Raw genomic sequence first — 15,892 nt, forward strand, 5'->3', positions numbered from 1 at the left:
CGCCGGACGGGCTGAAAAAACTCAGCCCCTCCGGCGTTTGAGGAGCGGGGTCTGGGGCGGAGCCCCAGAAGGATGGGACGGGTAGGGGCGGCGGGGGCGCAAACGTCACGTGCCTGGGCCGGCTGACGAGGTCAGGCCCAGGAGTAGCACCCTTGTGAAGCTGCGTACCCATTCCGCGTCCGCCGGTTCCGCGCTTACCAGGGTGCGGTGGACCACCGCACCCGCTACCACGTCGAAGATCAGGTCCACCGTGCGGGCTGCCTCGGTGGGGTCCGGCTCCGGGGGGAGTTCGCCGCGGGTCTGGGCGCGCTCGCGGCCCTCCAGGACCAGGCGCTTCTGGCGTTCCACGATGGAGGCACGGATGCGTTCGCGCAGGGCGTCGTCGCGCGTCGCCTCCGCGACCACCGCCATCAGGCCGTTCCGCGCCGCCGGGCGGGCCAGGATCGCCGCGAACTGGAGGACCACGCCCTCGATGTCGGCGGCGAGGGTGCCGCGGTCGGGGAGTTCGAGTTCGTCGAAGAGTTCGGCGACCGCGTCGACCACCAGCTCGTTCTTGCCGGCCCAGCGGCGGTAGAGGGTCGTCTTCGCCACCCCCGCCCTGGCGGCCACGTCTCCCAGCGTGAGCTTCGACCAGCCCAGCTCCACCAGCGCCTCCCGCGTGGCCGCCAGGATCGCGGCGTCCGCGGCGGCGCTCCGAGGGCGCCCTGTGGCACGTGGGGCGGGAGTGCGGCTCTGCATCCCACGACCATAACCGGCGGTTCCCGTGAGGCCGTGAGGGAGATCACCGGGGAGTGGTGGCAGGGAGGCACTCGGTGCCATTACGCTACGACCCGTAGCGAAACCACTGGTGCAGGGTGGGGACCCGGCGCCGAACGCATGAGAGCACGACCGGCTTTCACAACGCTTTTCGCAGACGTGGGCGGACGGGGGAGGATAGACGCATGCAGCCACGGAACATGTCCATGAGCGGAGTCGTCGACCTCGCCGCGGTGAAGGCGGCCCAGGAGGCCAAGGCGAAGGCGGAGCAGGCGCGCGCCGACGCGGCCCGGCAGGGCGGCGGCACGGGCGCCGTCTCCCCGGCCGATCTCGTCATCGACGTCGACGAGGCCGGGTTCGAACGCGATGTCCTGCAGCGCTCCACCGAGGTCCCGGTCGTCATCGACTTCTGGGCCGAGTGGTGCGAGCCCTGCAAGCAGTTGAGCCCGGTGCTGGAGCAGCTCGCCGTCGAGTACAACGGACGCTTCCTCCTCGCCAAGATCGACGTCGACGCCAACCAGATGTTGATGCAGCAGTTCGGGGTGCAGGGCATCCCGGCCGTGTTCGCCGTCGTCGCCGGGCAGGCCCTGCCGCTCTTCCAGGGTGCCGCCGGTCTGGAGCAGATCCGGCAGACCCTGGACCAGTTGGTGCAGGTGGCCGAGCAGCGCTTCGGGCTGACCGGTCTGACCGTCGACCCCGACGCCGAGCCGGGTGCCGCGCCGGCCGAGGCTCCCGAGATGCCGGCCGGGCCGTACGACGCGCTCCTCGAAGCCGCCGTACAGGCGTTGGACGCGGGGGACTTCGGCGGTGCCGTCCAGGCGTACAAGAACGTGCTGAGCGACGACCCGGGCAACTCGGAGGCCAAACTGGGCCTCGCCCAGGCCGAGTTGCTCCAGCGGGTGCAGGGCGCGGATCCGCAGCAGGTGCGCAGGGACGCGGCCGACCGGCCGGGCGACGCGCAGGCGCAGATCGCCGCCGCCGACCTGGATCTGGTGGGCGGACACGTGGAGGACGCGTTCGGGCGGCTCATCGACGCCGTGCGGCGTACGGCGGGCGAGGACCGGGACGCCGTACGACTGCGGCTGCTGGAGCTTTTCGAGGTGGTCGGCGCCGACGATCCGCGGGTGACGGCGGCCCGACGGGCGCTTGCCCGCGCCCTGTTCTAGGCAGGAGCCCCGACCGGGGCAGAAGCCCCGTTCTGACCAGTCGCTAAACGCAACGGCATGTGGTGCCGGAGTGAAAGATTTGCCGACGGAGTGTCACTGCGGCCGCGCTTTACCAAATCTTGGTAATCGCGGCCGCTGTTACTGCAAGTAAGTTACGGGCGTTGATCTGTCGGTTTCTGTCCATCGATCAACAGCTTTGTCCGCCCCCCTGGTGACACCCAGCGTTGCCGACCGAGACCAGTGGGTCGTTGTTCGGTTATCCGGCCGTTACTACCCAGTAACGAAGCCCCTTGTGCGGGCGGCGAGAATGCACCACGATCGGCGACGCTCGGTCCATTCCCGCACCCCGACAGCCGGTTGGGTCGCGGGATTCCCTGGGTCCCCACCGAGTAGAGCCGGCGGCAGTGGCGCCGGCTCTTGGGCAGGGGGGTCTTCGCTCATCCGGCGAAGCCTGTCCAGCAAGGTTGTGCGTGATGCGTGTCAGGCGCGACCAGTGGTTGTCGCTCGGGGGTGATCGCCGGTGATTCGGGTGCGGTTCGCGCCACCGAGTACAGGCGCTCTCCTTCCCGAGGACGTAGCACTTCTCCCATCCCTGCCCGGCTGAGCCGTCAAGTACGACAGGGCAGTCAGGGCCAGGAGATGTACGTCCGAGAAGGAGGAAATATGGAGTCCCAGGTGCGTGGCGGGACGAGATGGAAGCGGTTCGCTGTGGTGATGGTGCCCAGCGTCGCCGCCACGGCAGCGATAGGTGTCGCCCTCGCGCAGGGCGCTCTCGCCGCGTCGTTCAGTGTGTCGGGACAGTCGTTCAAGGTCTCGGCGGACAAGCTCGTCGGTACGGGCTTCTCCCAGTACGGGGCCATTGACTCGGGGTACACCCTCGACGGCAAGAAGACGGCGCACCCGGTCGCGGTCTCGGCGTTCAAGAACGCCTCGATCACGAACATGTGCCAGTCCGTGGTCACCCCGAACATCCCGCTCATCGGTTCGGTCAGCCTCATCCTGAAGGCCGGCGGTGGCGGTACGCCGGTCGAGGCCGACAACCTGTACATCGACGTCGAGGACCTCGCGGCCGACGCGACGTTCAAGAACATCGAGATCGGTGTCGCCGGCAAGGACCTCAGCAAGGGTCCCGGCATCAAGAGCGGTGACACGGCGAACCCCTACGGGTTCGCCCAGCAGGCAGACTCGGCCACGCTGACCGACGTGAAGCAGACGGCGTGGGCCACCACTGCCGGAACCTTCAAGCTCAGCGGGCTGAAGATGTCGCTGTCGACGGGTGTCAAGGAGTGCTACTAAGCACTCTCTGACGGGCGGGGGAGCCGTTGGCGCCCCCGCCCGTCCACTTGAGGCCCGGACTTTCACAAGCTGCACAACTCACCACCACAGCAAAGCCGTATCAGGGAGCTGTTTTCCATGAGCGCCGAGACCCCTGCAGTACCCGGCAAGTTCGCCCGCCGGCGGCTGCAGTTCCGTGCCTGGCGGGGCGAGAGGCCGTTCTGGGCAGGTCTGTTCATCCTGCTCGGCGGATTTCCCATCGCCTACTTCCCGTACGCGAACCTCCAGATCGGTCACCTCACGCTGGCGATGGCCACCACCGCCGGTGCCGGGTCGCTGATCATCGGTGTGCTGCTCGGCGTACTGGGTGTCAGCCTCTGGTTCCAGAAGCACGTCCGCACCTTCGCGGGCGTCGCGGCGATCCTGCTGGCGCTGGTGTCCATCCCCGTGTCCAACCTCGGCGGCTTCCTCATCGGCTTCCTGTTCGCGCTCATCGGTGGCGCGATGGCGGTGGCCTGGGCGCCGGGTGCGCCGCCGGAGCCGCAGCCGGCGCGGGAGGCCACGACGGGAACCGGTGACGCGCCCTACAGCACGGACCCGGACACCACGATCCTCAAGCCTGTGGTGGGCGAGCCGAACGATCTGTCAGGAACGAGCCCGGCGAACGGGGCGAACGGGAGGCACAGTGCCGGCTGACGAGGTGACCCACGGGACTGACGTGGACGCGTCCCGTGTGAGATCCGGGCCGCGCCACGCGGCACCCAAGAAGCCGCTGTTCACCAGGTTCCACATGCCGGCCGGCAAGGCGATGGCCCTGGCGGCGATGCCGACCGCCGTCCTCATGGGAATGGGGTTCACGTCGACGTTCGCGAGCGCCGACGAGCAGCCCACGTCGAAGAGCCTGACGGCCGACGAGTACAAGGACTGCGTCACGGCGCTGGAGGGCGACGCCTCGGCGTCGGCCAGCCCGTCGGCGTCCGCCTCGGACGACGCGTCGGAGGACTCCGCCGCGGACGAGTCGGCGACCCCGACCCCGTCGGCCTCCGCGGACGACTCGGACTCGGACTCGGGTGATTCCTCATCGTCGGATTCAGGTTCCGACGACGAGGCCACGCCCACGCCGTCCGCTTCGGCTTCGGCGAGCAAGGAGGAGTCGTCGTCCGACGACACCGCCACGGCGAGCCCCTCGGCGTCCGCGAGCGACGACGGCAACCTGCTGACGGACATCGGCGACGCGCTCACCGGCATCTTCACGGGCGGCAGTACGACCGAGAGCGCGAGCCCCTCGGCGTCCGCGTCCGCCTCGGCGAGCCCGGAGAGCGAGAGCGCGTCCGACACCGTCAAGGACACGACCGAGAAGCTCACCGACACGGTCGACGACACCGTGAAGGACACGACCGACACGGCGTCCAAGGCGGCCGAGGACACCACCAAGGCCGTCGAGGACACGACGAAGGCGGTCGAGGACGCGGCGTCGGCCGCGGCCACCCCGAGCCCGTCGGCGAGCTCCACCACGGACGCGGACGACTGCCCGGTCGCCACGGACGACGTGGGCGACGTGGACAACACGACGCTCGTGGCGGACAACGCCTGGACCCTGGAGGCCAGTTCGCTGCTCCTGAAGGGCGCCGACTACCAGGGCGTCGTCGAGGTCAAGACCGCGAGCGGCAAGACCAAGAAGGTGCTGAAGTACGTCATCTCCGACGGCACCGACATCGGTGACCTGCACCAGATCGTCACCGAGAACGGCAAGACGTACCACGTGCAGGCGGGCAAGGGCACGACGTCCACGATCCGCGACGGCAAGACGACGATGTACACGGAGAGCATCTCCGGCAACCTGCTGGGGCTGATCCCGATCACGTTCAGCCCGGAGAGCCCGCCGCCGCTGAACATCCCGCTGATCTACTTCACCAACGTGACGGTGAAGCAGGCCGCCCAGATGGGCGGAACCCTGCACGTCCCCGAGATGCACCAGTACAGCGACTAGGGCCCTGTAAAGCCCGCACAAGCCCGTTCGGGAGCCGCACACAGCCTGAGGGCGCCCCCTTCTCCAGGGGGCGCCCTCAGCGCCGTACAAGGGCCTTTACAGGCCCGTCAGTTGTTGCCCTCAGCTGTTGCCCTCGGCTCCACCCAGGTGGTGGACCCGGACCATGTTGGTGGTGCCGGGGACGCCGGGGGGCGAGCCGGCGGTGATGATGACGATCTCGCCCGGGTTGAAGCGGTTGAGCTTCGTGATCTCCTGGTCGACCAGGTCGACCATCTCGTCGGTGCTGTTCACGAACGGCACGACGTGGGACTCGACGCCCCAGCTGAGCGCCAGCTGGTTGCGGGTGCTCTCCAGGGTGGTGAAGGCGATGATCGGCTGCGAGGCGCGGTAGCGCGACAGGCGGCGGGCGGTGTCGCCGGACTGGGTGAAGGCCACCAGGCCCCGGCCGCCGAGGAAGTCGGCGATCTCGCACGCGGCACGGGCGACCGAACCACCCTGCGTACGCGGCTTCTTGCCCGGGACGAGGGGCTGCAGGCCCTTCGACATCAGCTCTTCCTCGGCCGCGGTGACGATCTTCGACATCGTCTTCACGGTCTCGATCGGATACGCGCCGACCGAGGACTCCGCCGACAGCATGACCGCGTCCGCGCCGTCCAGGATCGCGTTGGCCACGTCGGAGGCCTCGGCGCGGGTCGGGCGGGAGTTGGTGATCATCGACTCCATCATCTGGGTCGCCACGATCACCGGCTTGGCGTTGCGGCGGCACAGCTCGATGAGGCGCTTCTGCACCATGGGGACCTTCTCGAGCGGGTACTCGACGGCCAGGTCGCCACGGGCCACCATGACGGCGTCGAACGCCATCACGACGTCCTCCATGTTGTCCACCGCCTGCGGCTTCTCCACCTTGGCGATGACGGGGACCCGGCGGCCCTCCTCGTCCATCACCTTGTGGACGTCGGCCACGTCCTTGGCGTCCCGCACGAAGGACAGCGCGACCATGTCGCAGCCCATGCGCAGCGCGAAGCGCAGGTCATCGACGTCCTTCTCGGACAGCGCCGGGACGTTCACGGCCGCGCCGGGCAGGTTGATGCCCTTGTGGTCGGAGACGACACCGCCCTCGATGACGATCGTCTTGACCCGCGGACCCTCGACGTCCAGGACCTTCAGCTCGACGTTGCCGTCGTTGATGAGGATCTGGTCGCCGCGGTCGACGTCACCGGGCAGGCCCTTGTAGGTCGTTCCGCAGATGGTCTTGTCGCCGGGGACGTCCTCGATGGTGATGACGAACTCGTCACCCCGCTCCAGCTCGACCGGACCCTCGGCGAAGGTCTCCAGACGGATCTTCGGGCCCTGCAGGTCGGCGAGGACACCGATGGCCCGGCCGGTCTCCTTGGCGGCGGCCCGGAGCCGGTCGTAGCGGCCCTGGTGCTCGGCGTGGGTGCCGTGGCTGAAGTTGAAGCGGGCCACGTTCATGCCGGCTTCGATCAGGGACACGAGCATCTCGTGGGAGTCGACCGCGGGGCCGAGAGTACAGACGATTTTCGAACGGCGCATGGGGGCGATCCTATCGGTTTGTTTCGCTACGGAATATTCCGTCTGGTGGAAGATACAAATGGGCGGAGCGGTGCTCAGCTGGGTTACCGCTCAGTCGCCCTTTCTGACCAGTCCGTAGGTCTGCGTGGCGATTTCCAGTTCTTCGTCGGTCGGCACCACGGCGACCTTCACCCGCGCGTCCGAGGGCGAGATCAGCCGCGGCTCGTCACTGCGTACGGCGTTCAGGTCGCCGTCCACCGCCAGGCCCAGGGTCTCCAGGCCCGCGACGGCCGCCTCGCGCACCGGCGCCGCGTTCTCGCCGACCCCGGCGGTGAACGCGATCGCGTCCACGGTACCGAGCACGGCGTAATAGGCGCCGATGTACTTCTTCAGTCGGTGAATGTAGATCTCGAACGCGAGCTCCGCCTGCTCGTCACCCTCGTCGACGCGACGCCGTATCTCCCGCATGTCGTTGTCGCCGCACAGACCGATCAATCCACTCTTCTTGTTGAGGAGATTGTCGATTTCATCGATGGACATTCCGCCAACCCGCGCCAAATGGAAGATGACGGCCGGGTCCATGTCACCGGAGCGCGTACCCATCACGAGCCCCTCCAAGGGCGTCAGCCCCATGGAGGTGTCCACGCACTCGCCGCTGCGGACCGCCGAGGCCGAGGCCCCGTTGCCCAGATGCAGCACGATCACATTCGTTTCGGAAGGGTCCTTGCCCAGCAGCTCCGCCGTCGCCCGGGCCACATACGCGTGCGAGGTCCCGTGGAACCCGTACCGCCGGATCCGGTGCTCGTCGGCGGTGGCCACGTCGATCGCGTAGCGCGCCGCGGACTCCGGCATCGTCGTGTGGAACGCGGTGTCGAAGACGGCGACCTGGGGGAGGTCCGGGCGCAGGGCCTGGGCGGTGCGGATGCCGGTGAGGTTGGCCGGGTTGTGCAGCGGGGCGACCGGGATCAGCCGCTCGATCTCGGCGAGCACGGCGTCGTCGACGACGGTCGGCGCGGTGAAGGACTGCCCGCCGTGCACGACCCGGTGGCCGATGGCGGCCAGCTCGGGGGAGTCGAGGCCGAGACCGTCCTTCGCCAGTTCTTCCGATACGGCCTTCAGGGCGGCCTCGTGGTCGGGGATCGGGCCGGTCCACTCGCGGGTGGCGCCGCTGTCGACGTGGGTGTGCTTGAGCCGGGAGGTCTCCTCGCCGATGCGCTCGACGAGGCCCACCGCGAGCCGGCTGCTGTCGCGCATGTCGAGCAGCTGGTACTTCACGGACGAGGAGCCGGAGTTGAGGACTAGAACGCGGGTGCCGCGAGTGGCGCTCACTGCTGGGAAGCCTTCTCGTTCGGGGACTGGGCCTGGATGGCCGTGATGGCGACGGTGTTGACGATGTCCTGGACGAGGGCGCCCCGGGACAGGTCGTTGACCGGCTTGCGCAGACCCTGCAGCACCGGCCCGACGGCGATCGCGCCGGCCGACCGCTGCACGGCCTTGTAGGTGTTGTTGCCGGTGTTGAGGTCGGGGAAGATCAACACGCTTGCCTGACCGGCGACTTCGGACTCGGGCAGCTTGGTCGCGGCGACGGTCGGCTCGACCGCGGCGTCGTACTGGATCGGCCCCTCGATCTTGAGGTCCGGCCGCCGCTCCCGCACCAGCTCGGTCGCCTCGCGCACCTTGTCGACGTCGGCGCCCGAGCCGGACGTACCCGTCGAGTACGACAGCATCGCGATCCGCGGCTCCACGCCGAACTGCGAGGCGGTCGCGGCCGCCTGGACGGCGATGTCGGCGAGCTGCTCGGCGTTCGGGTCGGGGTTGACCGCGCAGTCGCCGTAGACGAGGACCTTGTCGGCGAGGCACATGAAGAAGACGGACGAGACGATGTCGGCGTCCGGCTTGGTCTTGATGATCTCGAAGGCCGGGCGGATGGTCGCGGCCGTGGAGTGCACGGAGCCGGAGACCATGCCGTCCGCCAGCCCCTCCTGGACCATCAGGGTGCCGAAGTAGTTCACGTCGGAGACGACGTCGTAGGCCAGCTCGACCGTGACGCCCTTGTGGGCGCGCAGGGCCGCGTACTTCTCGGCGAAGCCGTCGCGCAGCTCGCTGGTCGCCGGGTCGATCAGCTGGGAGTCGCCCAGGTCGATGCCGAGGTCGGCGGCCTTCTTGCGGATCTGGTCGACGGGGCCGAGGAGGGTGAGGTCGCAGACGCCGCGGCGCAGCAGCACCTCGGCGGCGTGCAGGACGCGGGCCTCCGTGCCCTCGGGGAGGACGACCCGGCGCAGGTCGGAGCGGGCCTGCTCCAGGAGCTTGTGCTCGAACATCATCGGCGTGACGCGGTCGCTGCTCGGCGCGGAGACGCGGCTGAGGAGGTCGCTGGTGTCGGCGTACCGCTCGAAGAGGCCGAGAGCGGTCTCCGCCTTGCGCGGGGTCGCCGCGTTCAACTTCCCCTCCAGGGAGAAGAGTTCGGTGGCGGTGGTGAAGCTGTTGCCGGCGACCGAGAGCACCGGGGTGCCGGGGGCGAGGCGGGCGGCGAGGGTGAGGACCTCGTCGCTCGGCACCTCGTTCAGGGTGAGCAGCACGCCGGCTATCGGGGGGGTGCCGGCGCTGTGCGCGGCCAGCGAGCCGACGACCAGGTCGGCGCGGTCGCCCGGGGTCACGACCAGGCAGCCCGGGGTCAGGGCGTTGAGGAAGTTCGGCAGCATCGCACCGCCGAAGACGAAGTCCAGCGCGTCGCGGGCCAGCCCGGAGTCGTCGCCGAGGAGGGTCCTGGCGCCGAGGGTGTGCGCGATCTGGGCGACCGTGGGCGCGGCGAGGGCGGCGTCGTCGGGGACGACGTAACAGGGCACGGGGAGCCGGTTCGCGAGTCGCTCGGCGATCTCGTCCCGGTCGTCGCGGGCCACCCGGTTGGTGACCATGGCGAGGACGTCGCAGCCCAGGCTGTCGTAGGCGCGGTAGGCGTTACGGGTCTCGGCGAGCACCGACTTGGTGGTCTGCTTGCGGCCGCCCACGACCGGGATCACGGACGCGCCGAACTCGTTGGCGAGCCGGGCGTTGAGCGAGAGCTCGTCCGGGAGCTGGGTGGCGGCGAAGTCCGTGCCGAGGACCAGGACGACGTCGTAGTCCCGGGCCACGAGGTGGAACCGGTCGACGAGCGTCGACACCAGCTCGTCCGTCCCGCGCTCGGCCTGGAGCGCGGACGCCTCCGGGTAGTCCATGCCGTAGACGGTCGCCGGGTCCTGGGAGAGGCGGTAGCGGGAGCGCAGTAGTTCGAACAGGCGGTCGGGTCGGTCGTGGACGAGGGGGCGGAAGACGCCCACCCGGTCGACCTGCCGGGTCAGGAGCTCCATGACTCCCAGCTCGACGACCTGGCGTCCGTCCCCGCGGTCGATCCCGGTCACGTACACGCTGCGCGTCACGCAAGCTCTCCGTTCGTTTCGCCGTTCGGTTCGGTCACAAGAAATCGGTTCGCGTCATAAAAATCGCCCACCGAGGTGAGCAGAACCCTCTTGACAATACCTCTGGCGGTATATAAGGCGCCCGTCAGGAGCGGAGGCGGCAGCGGCCTGGGGGACGTGAAACAATCGGACGTGGCTCACCGGTATCAACAGCGAGCAGGAGACACAGCACGATGCGCATCGGAGTTCTCACCGCAGGCGGCGACTGCCCCGGCCTGAACGCAGTGATCCGGTCGGTCGTGCACCGAGCGGTCGACAATTACGGCGACGAGGTCATCGGCTTCGAGGACGGCTACGCCGGCCTGCTCGACGGTCACTACCGCGCCCTCGACCTCAACGCGGTGAGCGGCATCCTGGCCCGCGGCGGCACGATCCTGGGCTCCTCGCGGCTGGAGCGGGACCGCCTGCGCGAGGCCTGCGAGAACGCGGCCGACATCGTCAGCGACTTCGGCATCGACGCGCTGATCCCGATCGGCGGCGAGGGCACGCTCACCGCGGCCCGCATGCTGTCCGACGCCGGCCTCCCCGTCGTGGGCGTCCCGAAGACGATCGACAACGACATCTCGTCGACGGACCGCACGTTCGGTTTCGACACGGCGGTCGGTGTCGCCACGGAGGCCATGGACCGCCTCAAGACCACTGCCGAGTCCCACCAACGGGTGATGGTCGTCGAGGTCATGGGCCGGCACGCGGGCTGGATCGCCCTCGAGTCCGGCATGGCCGCCGGCGCCCACGGCATCTGCCTGCCCGAGCGCCCCTTCGACCCCGCCGACCTGGTCAAGATGGTCGAGGAGCGCTTCGCCCGCGGCAAGAAGTTCGCGGTGATCTGTGTCGCCGAGGGCGCCCACCCCGCCGAGGGCTCGATGGACTACGGCAAGGGCGACATCGACCAGTTCGGCCACGAGCGCTTCCAGGGCATCGGCACGGCGCTGGCGTACGAACTGGAGCGCCGCCTCGGCAAGGAGGCCAAGCCGGTCATCCTCGGCCACGTCCAGCGCGGCGGCGTACCGACCGCCTACGACCGTGTCCTCGCCACCCGCTTCGGCTGGCACGCGGTGGAGGCCGCGCACCGGGGCGAGTTCGGCCGTATGACCGCGCTGCGCGGCACCGACATCGTGATGGTGCCGCTCGCGGAGGCCGTGACCGAGCTGAAGACGGTGCCGAAGGACCGGATGGACGAGGCGGAGTCGGTGTTCTAGGCGTTCCGGTCGGTGTTCTAGGTGTTCCAGTGGATGTCCTGAGGGGTTTCTTCTAGGGGCTCCGCTCCACGGTCGTCCAGAAGCGGTCGACGATCCGGTCGAGGAAGTCCTGGCCGTCGTCGCCCGCGTCGCCGCTGCCACCGCCCCAGCTCAGCGTGGCCACCATCTGCCCCTGGTACGCCTGGTGCAGCTCCTGGAGGGTGCCCTCCAGGAGTCGCCGGTCCAGGGGCACGATCTTCGACACCGGCTTCACATAGGCCTGCCAACGGGTCGTCACCGCACTGCGCAGCAGCTCCGCGAGCTTCTCGGCGCGTCCCGTGACGGTGACGAAGTCCGGGAGCGAGAGTTCGAGCAGGTCGGCGAGGGCGGACGACTGGCGGTCGGTGCCGTGCCACTCGTCGTGCTCCTCCATGCTGAGGTAGGCGAGGAGTTCCAGCCCGACGGTACGGGCGATGTCCTCCGCCGCGAGACCGCGCGCGATGCGGTGCTCCCGCAAGGTCCGCGGTCTGCCGATCAGTTCACCGGGCGAGCACCACAATACGCCCGCGAGAGCGGTGAGTTCGGGGCCGGTCGGGGCGATGATCCCGCGTTCCCAGGAGATGACGAGATCCGGGGTCGCGTGGGGCATTCCGTACGAGACGCGCAGACCGTAGGCGACGTGCTCGGGGCCCATGTTCAGGGCGGCACGGAGTCTGCGGGCGGCGAGGGAGTCGAACGGCGGGGTCGGCGGCGGGGGGCTGGGCTGGTTCGGCTGGGCTGGCGGTCGGCGCACGGGGCACAAGCTAGGGGCGCCGGGCTGCGATGACTACGGTCTGTTCGGCCAGGATCACAGATTGTAGGAACCTACGGTTTCGGCCCTGACGGGGGTGGCCGAAGATCGTCTGTCGGTGGGGCGGCTGCGGTGGCGAGGATGGCGCCGAGCGGCCCGGGCGGGCGGCGGGAAAGGTGCGTGGGCCATCGTGTACGAGGTGAATGGCAAGGTAGAGGGGCATATTCGCGAGCGCCTGCTGGCGCCGAACTTCTGGCACCTCGCGACGGTCGGCCCTGACGGGACTCCGCAGGTCTCGCCCATGTGGGCGGACCTCGAAGGCGAGTACGTCATGGTCAACACGGCGATCGGGCGCGTGAAGGAGGAGAATCTTCGGCGCAATCCGAACGTTTCGCTGTCCCATCACGACGCGGAGAACCCGTACGACCGCGTGGAGATCCGGGGACGGGTCGTGCGGTTCGTGGAGGGCGAGGAGGCGGAGCGGTCCATGGACCGGCTCACGCAGAAGTACATCGGTGAGGAGCGGTATCCGTGGCTGTTGGCCGGTGAGCGGCGGGTGATGTTGTTGATCGAGCCGGTGCGGGTGCGGAGGGTCGTGGGGGTGGAGCCGTTCCGGCCGGGGGTGCTGCCGGAGGCGTGAGCCCTACCCCTTCACCGCCCCGCCCAGCGCGAAGCCTCCTCCCAGGCGGCGGGCGATGAGCACGTACAGCAGGATCACCGGCGTCGAGTAGACGATCGAGAACGCGGCGAGCTGGCCGTACGCCACCATGCCCCGGTTCCCGAAGAACTCGTTGATGCTCACGGAGGCGGGCATCTGGTCCGGGGTGAGCAGGAGCATGAAGGGGACGAAGAAGTTCCCCCACATCATCACGAAGGAGAAGACGGTCACGACCGACACCCCCGGTCCCATCAGGGGCAGCACGATCCGGACGAGTGACTGGAGCGAGTTCGCGCCGTCGGTCCAGGCCGCCTCCTCCAGTTCCTTCGGCACGCCGTCCATGAAGTTCTTCATCAGCCAGATGGCGAAGGGGAGTTGGGAGGCGGCGAAGAAGAAGATCGTGCCCTGCATGGTGTCGATGAGGTCGACCTGCACGAACAGGGCGTAGACCGGGACCATGATCGCCGTGATCGGCAGGCTCGTCGCGAAGAGGATCGTCAGGAGGAACGGGCGGTTGAGGCGGGAGCGGAAGCGGGACAGCGGGTAGGCGGCGAGGGCCGCGCACACCACCGTCAGCAGGGTCGCGCCACCGCACAGGATCAGGCTGTTGAGCAGCGGCGTGAAGGTGATGTCCTGCGTCAGGATCGCGTCGAAGTTGCCGAAGGTGAGGCCGTCGGGGGCCTTCACCCTGAGGTCCGCCCGCGGGTCCAGCGAGGACAGCACCACCCAGACGAGGGGGAGGGCGAAGGCGGCGGCGGTGGCGAGGAGGCCGGCGTCGGCGGCGAGGCGGCGGGCGTTCTTCCGGGTGCGGGTCATGGGTCGGCTCACGCCTCCGTCCGCAGCAGGCGCATGTACACGACGGAGAAGAGGGAGCCGACGAGCAGCAGCAGGAGGGCCACGGCGGTGCCGTAGCCGATCATGCTGTTCTGGAAGGCCTGTTCGTACATGAAGAGGGGCAGGGTCTGGCTCTTGTCGCCGGGGCCTCCCCTTGTCATCACCCAGATCAGCCCGAAGACCGACAGGGTCTGGAGGGTGTTCAGCATGAGGTTCGTGCCGATGGAACGGCGGATCATCGGCAGGGTGATGTGCCACATACGTCGCCAGCCGCCGGCGCCGTCGACCTCGGCGGCCTCGGTGATCTCCTTGGGAATCTCGTTGAGCGCCGCCGAGTAGACCAGCATCGAGAAGGCGGTGCCCCGCCACACGTTCGCGAAGGACACCGCCAGGATCGGGAGCGTGAACAGCCAGTTCTGGGACGGGAGATGGAGCCAGTCCAGGATGGCGTTCAGGGTGCCCTCCTTGCGGAAGAAGGCGTAGAGCAGGAACCCGGCGACGACCTCCGGGAGCACCCAGGCGGTGATGACGATGCCACCGGTGAGCGTGCGGATGGGCTTCGAGGCGCGCTGCATCAGCGACGCGAGCGCCAGACCGAGGGTGTTCTGCCCGATCAGCGACGAGACGACGGTGAAGACGAGGGTCAGCCATACGGCGTTGAGGAACTCCTCGTCCTGGAAGGCCGTACGGAAGTTGTCGAACCCGACGAAGGACGACTCGGCCTGGCCGGTGAGCTGGAGGTCGGTGAAGGCGATGTAGGCGCAGTAGGCGATGGGGCCGGCGAGGAAGAGGAGCAGGAGGACGAGGGCGGGGGTGACGGGGAGGGCGCGAGTGAGGGAGCGGGTCAGGGGCCGGGCCAGGGGCCGGGAGTTCACTTCTCGACGACCTGGTTGTCGGTGGCTTCCTTGAGTGCTGCGTCGTACTCGCTCGCCGCCTCCGCCACCGACTTGTCGCCCGTCGTCACGCCCTCCATCGCCTCCTGTACGGCGGTGGAGACCTTCGGGTACGCCGGATACGCGGGCCGGTAGTGGGTGCTCGCGACCAGGTCCGTGAAGAACTTGATGCCGGGCTGGGCCTTGACGTACGCGGGGTCTTCGGCGACGTCCTTCCGCACGGCGATACCGGAGTTGGCGACGTACCACTTCTGGGCGTTGGCCTTGGTCTGCATCGTCTCGATGAAGTCGAAGGCCAGGTCGGGGTTGGCCGCCTTGGCCGGGATCGACCAGGTCCAGCCGCCGGACATGCTCACCTTGCCGGGGGCCTGGCCGTGCTGGGTGGGCATGGCGGCGAGCCCCAACTCGCTGGACCACTCCGGCCATTCGTGACCGCTGCCGGGGAGCCAGTCCTGCGGGAGCCAGGAGCCGTCGAGGTTGATGCCGAGCTTGCCCTTGGGCAGCAGGTCGCCGCGGACGATGGTCTGGATGTTGGGGTCGAGGGCGGTGGAGACGTCGGGGCCGAGCTTCTCCTTGTAGACCGTCTCGACGAACGTGAGCGCGTCCTTGAAGCCCTGGCTGCCGGCGATCCACTTCTTCGAGGCCGTGTCGTAAAGGGGGTCGGACCGGCCGTCGGCGGTGCCGTAGAGCAGCATCTCGAAGCCCTGCATGGTGGCGGCCTCGCCCGCGGGTTTGCCGGTGTAGAGGTTGAGGGGCGTGACGTCGGGGACCTTCTGTTTGATGGTCCGGGCCGCGGCGAGGACGTCGTCCCAGGTCTTCGGCTGCCAGTCGGCCGGCAGACCCGCCTTCTCGAAGATGCCCTTGTCGAACCAGAGTCCGCGGGTGTCCGTGCCGTCCGGGACGCCGTACGTCTTCCCGTCCTCGGCCTTGGCCGCGGTCTTCGCGGTGTCGATGAACTGCTGCCAGTCCGCCCACTTGGCGAGGTAGGGGTCCAGGGGCTTCAAGTACCCGCTGGTGATGTCCGAGTTGATGAGGAAGGTGTCCTCGTAGACCAGGTCCGGGGCGGTCTTGGAGGAGCGGAGCATCTGCTGGACCTTGGTGTAGTACTCCGAGTCCGGGGCCTTGATGGGGACGAACTCGACCTTCTTGCCGGGGTACTTCTTCTCGAACTGCTTCTTGATGTCCGCGAGATAGTCGTCCATCACGTGGATCGAGTTGTCCGTGGACTGCTTGAAGGAGACCTTGACTGTGTCCGGGTCGCTGCCGGAGCCGCCGCCGCAGGCGGTGAGGGCGGATGCGGCGAGGGTTGCGGCGATGAGGGAGGGGAGTACGGCGGTGGGGCGCACGGGCATGACCTCCTGCGG

14 protein-coding genes are annotated in these 15,892 nt (G+C 68.7%); 6 read left to right on the forward strand and 8 right to left on the reverse strand.

Annotated elements, in window-relative coordinates; all coding sequences use genetic code 11:
• Positions 1–105: 105 nt before the first annotated feature.
• A complete protein-coding gene (locus tag IG08_RS0146615; RefSeq protein WP_030618678.1) occupies positions 106–738 on the reverse strand; it encodes a TetR/AcrR family transcriptional regulator in 633 nt (210 codons plus the stop codon).
• Between the two features lie 203 nt (positions 739–941).
• Between IG08_RS0146615 and IG08_RS0146620 the strand changes: the two genes are divergently transcribed.
• From IG08_RS0146620 to IG08_RS0146635, 4 genes are all read left to right on the forward strand, one after another.
• A complete protein-coding gene (locus tag IG08_RS0146620; protein ID WP_030618682.1) occupies positions 942–1,922 on the forward strand; it encodes a tetratricopeptide repeat protein in 981 nt (326 codons plus the stop codon).
• Positions 1,923–2,585: 663 nt separating this feature from the next.
• Positions 2,586–3,218 (forward strand): DUF6230 family protein, encoded by a 633-nt coding sequence (locus tag IG08_RS0146625; RefSeq protein WP_030618684.1) that lies wholly within the window; start codon positions 2,586–2,588, stop codon positions 3,216–3,218.
• 117 nt (positions 3,219–3,335) lie between these two features.
• Positions 3,336–3,893 (forward strand): DUF6114 domain-containing protein, encoded by a 558-nt coding sequence (locus tag IG08_RS0146630; RefSeq protein ID WP_030618687.1) that lies wholly within the window; start codon positions 3,336–3,338, stop codon positions 3,891–3,893.
• Positions 3,883–5,187: a hypothetical protein gene (locus IG08_RS0146635; RefSeq protein WP_030618690.1), complete on the forward strand. Its 1,305-nt coding sequence runs from the start codon at positions 3,883–3,885 to the stop codon at positions 5,185–5,187. Before IG08_RS0146630 ends, IG08_RS0146635 begins: the two co-directional genes overlap by 11 nt.
• A gap of 120 nt (positions 5,188–5,307) precedes the next feature.
• Here IG08_RS0146635 and pyk read toward each other — a convergent pair whose 3' ends face one another.
• From pyk to pta, 3 genes are all read right to left on the reverse strand, one after another.
• A complete protein-coding gene (pyk, locus tag IG08_RS0146640) occupies positions 5,308–6,741 on the reverse strand; it encodes a pyruvate kinase (protein WP_030618695.1) in 1,434 nt (477 codons plus the stop codon).
• Between the two features lie 90 nt (positions 6,742–6,831).
• Positions 6,832–8,049 carry an acetate kinase gene (locus IG08_RS0146645; RefSeq protein WP_030618698.1) on the reverse strand — a complete coding sequence of 406 codons (1,218 nt, stop codon included), beginning with the start codon at positions 8,047–8,049 and terminating at the stop codon, positions 6,832–6,834.
• The gene (pta, locus tag IG08_RS0146650; RefSeq protein WP_030618701.1) at positions 8,046–10,136 is read right to left on the reverse strand and encodes a phosphate acetyltransferase; all 2,091 of its coding nucleotides are present in this window, start codon (positions 10,134–10,136) and stop codon (positions 8,046–8,048) included. The genes IG08_RS0146645 and pta overlap by 4 nt, the downstream gene beginning before the upstream one ends.
• A gap of 212 nt (positions 10,137–10,348) precedes the next feature.
• On the opposite strand from pta, the gene IG08_RS0146655 reads away from it, so the two are divergent.
• Complete coding sequence (locus tag IG08_RS0146655) at positions 10,349–11,374, forward strand: ATP-dependent 6-phosphofructokinase (protein ID WP_030618706.1); 1,026 nt, start codon at positions 10,349–10,351, stop codon at positions 11,372–11,374.
• 52 nt (positions 11,375–11,426) lie between these two features.
• On the opposite strand, the gene IG08_RS0146660 is transcribed toward IG08_RS0146655, so the two are convergent.
• Positions 11,427–12,146 (reverse strand): hypothetical protein, encoded by a 720-nt coding sequence (locus IG08_RS0146660; protein ID WP_030618709.1) that lies wholly within the window; start codon positions 12,144–12,146, stop codon positions 11,427–11,429.
• Positions 12,147–12,333: 187 nt separating this feature from the next.
• Here IG08_RS0146660 and IG08_RS0146665 point away from each other — a divergent pair, with 187 nt between their 5' ends.
• Positions 12,334–12,783, forward strand: a complete 450-nt coding sequence (locus IG08_RS0146665) for a PPOX class F420-dependent oxidoreductase (RefSeq protein ID WP_199821074.1) — start codon at positions 12,334–12,336, stop codon at positions 12,781–12,783.
• A gap of 3 nt (positions 12,784–12,786) precedes the next feature.
• On the opposite strand, the gene IG08_RS0146670 is transcribed toward IG08_RS0146665, so the two are convergent.
• From IG08_RS0146670 to IG08_RS0146680, 3 genes are read right to left on the reverse strand one after another with little or no spacing between them, the layout of a single operon-like run.
• Positions 12,787–13,617, reverse strand: a complete 831-nt coding sequence (locus tag IG08_RS0146670) for a carbohydrate ABC transporter permease (protein WP_030618714.1) — start codon at positions 13,615–13,617, stop codon at positions 12,787–12,789.
• Between the two features lie 8 nt (positions 13,618–13,625).
• Entirely contained in the window at positions 13,626–14,510 is an 885-nt protein-coding gene (locus IG08_RS0146675; RefSeq protein WP_052425193.1) for a carbohydrate ABC transporter permease, read from the reverse strand.
• Complete coding sequence (locus IG08_RS0146680) at positions 14,507–15,880, reverse strand: extracellular solute-binding protein (RefSeq protein ID WP_030618720.1); 1,374 nt, start codon at positions 15,878–15,880, stop codon at positions 14,507–14,509. The genes IG08_RS0146675 and IG08_RS0146680 overlap by 4 nt, the downstream gene beginning before the upstream one ends.
• Positions 15,881–15,892 lie beyond the last annotated feature (12 nt).

The organism is Streptomyces fulvoviolaceus (assembly GCF_000718165.1).
Classification (GTDB): Bacteria; Actinomycetota; Actinomycetes; order Streptomycetales; family Streptomycetaceae; genus Streptomyces; species Streptomyces fulvoviolaceus.

Excerpts from the sequence above, each read along its gene's own strand:
- pyk (WP_030618695.1), bottom strand. The coding sequence starts at position 6,741 with ATGCGCCGTTCGAAAATCGTCTGTACTCTCGGCCCCGCGGTCGACTCC.
- IG08_RS0146625 (WP_030618684.1), top strand. The coding sequence starts at position 2,586 with ATGGAGTCCCAGGTGCGTGGCGGGACGAGATGGAAGCGGTTCGCTGTG.
- IG08_RS0146630 (WP_030618687.1), top strand. The coding sequence starts at position 3,336 with ATGAGCGCCGAGACCCCTGCAGTACCCGGCAAGTTCGCCCGCCGGCGG.
- IG08_RS0146670 (WP_030618714.1), bottom strand. The coding sequence starts at position 13,617 with ATGACCCGCACCCGGAAGAACGCCCGCCGCCTCGCCGCCGACGCCGGC.
- IG08_RS0146655 (WP_030618706.1), top strand. The coding sequence starts at position 10,349 with ATGCGCATCGGAGTTCTCACCGCAGGCGGCGACTGCCCCGGCCTGAAC.
- IG08_RS0146615 (WP_030618678.1), bottom strand. The coding sequence starts at position 738 with ATGCAGAGCCGCACTCCCGCCCCACGTGCCACAGGGCGCCCTCGGAGC.
- IG08_RS0146680 (WP_030618720.1), bottom strand. The coding sequence starts at position 15,880 with ATGCCCGTGCGCCCCACCGCCGTACTCCCCTCCCTCATCGCCGCAACC.
- IG08_RS0146620 (WP_030618682.1), top strand. The coding sequence starts at position 942 with ATGCAGCCACGGAACATGTCCATGAGCGGAGTCGTCGACCTCGCCGCG.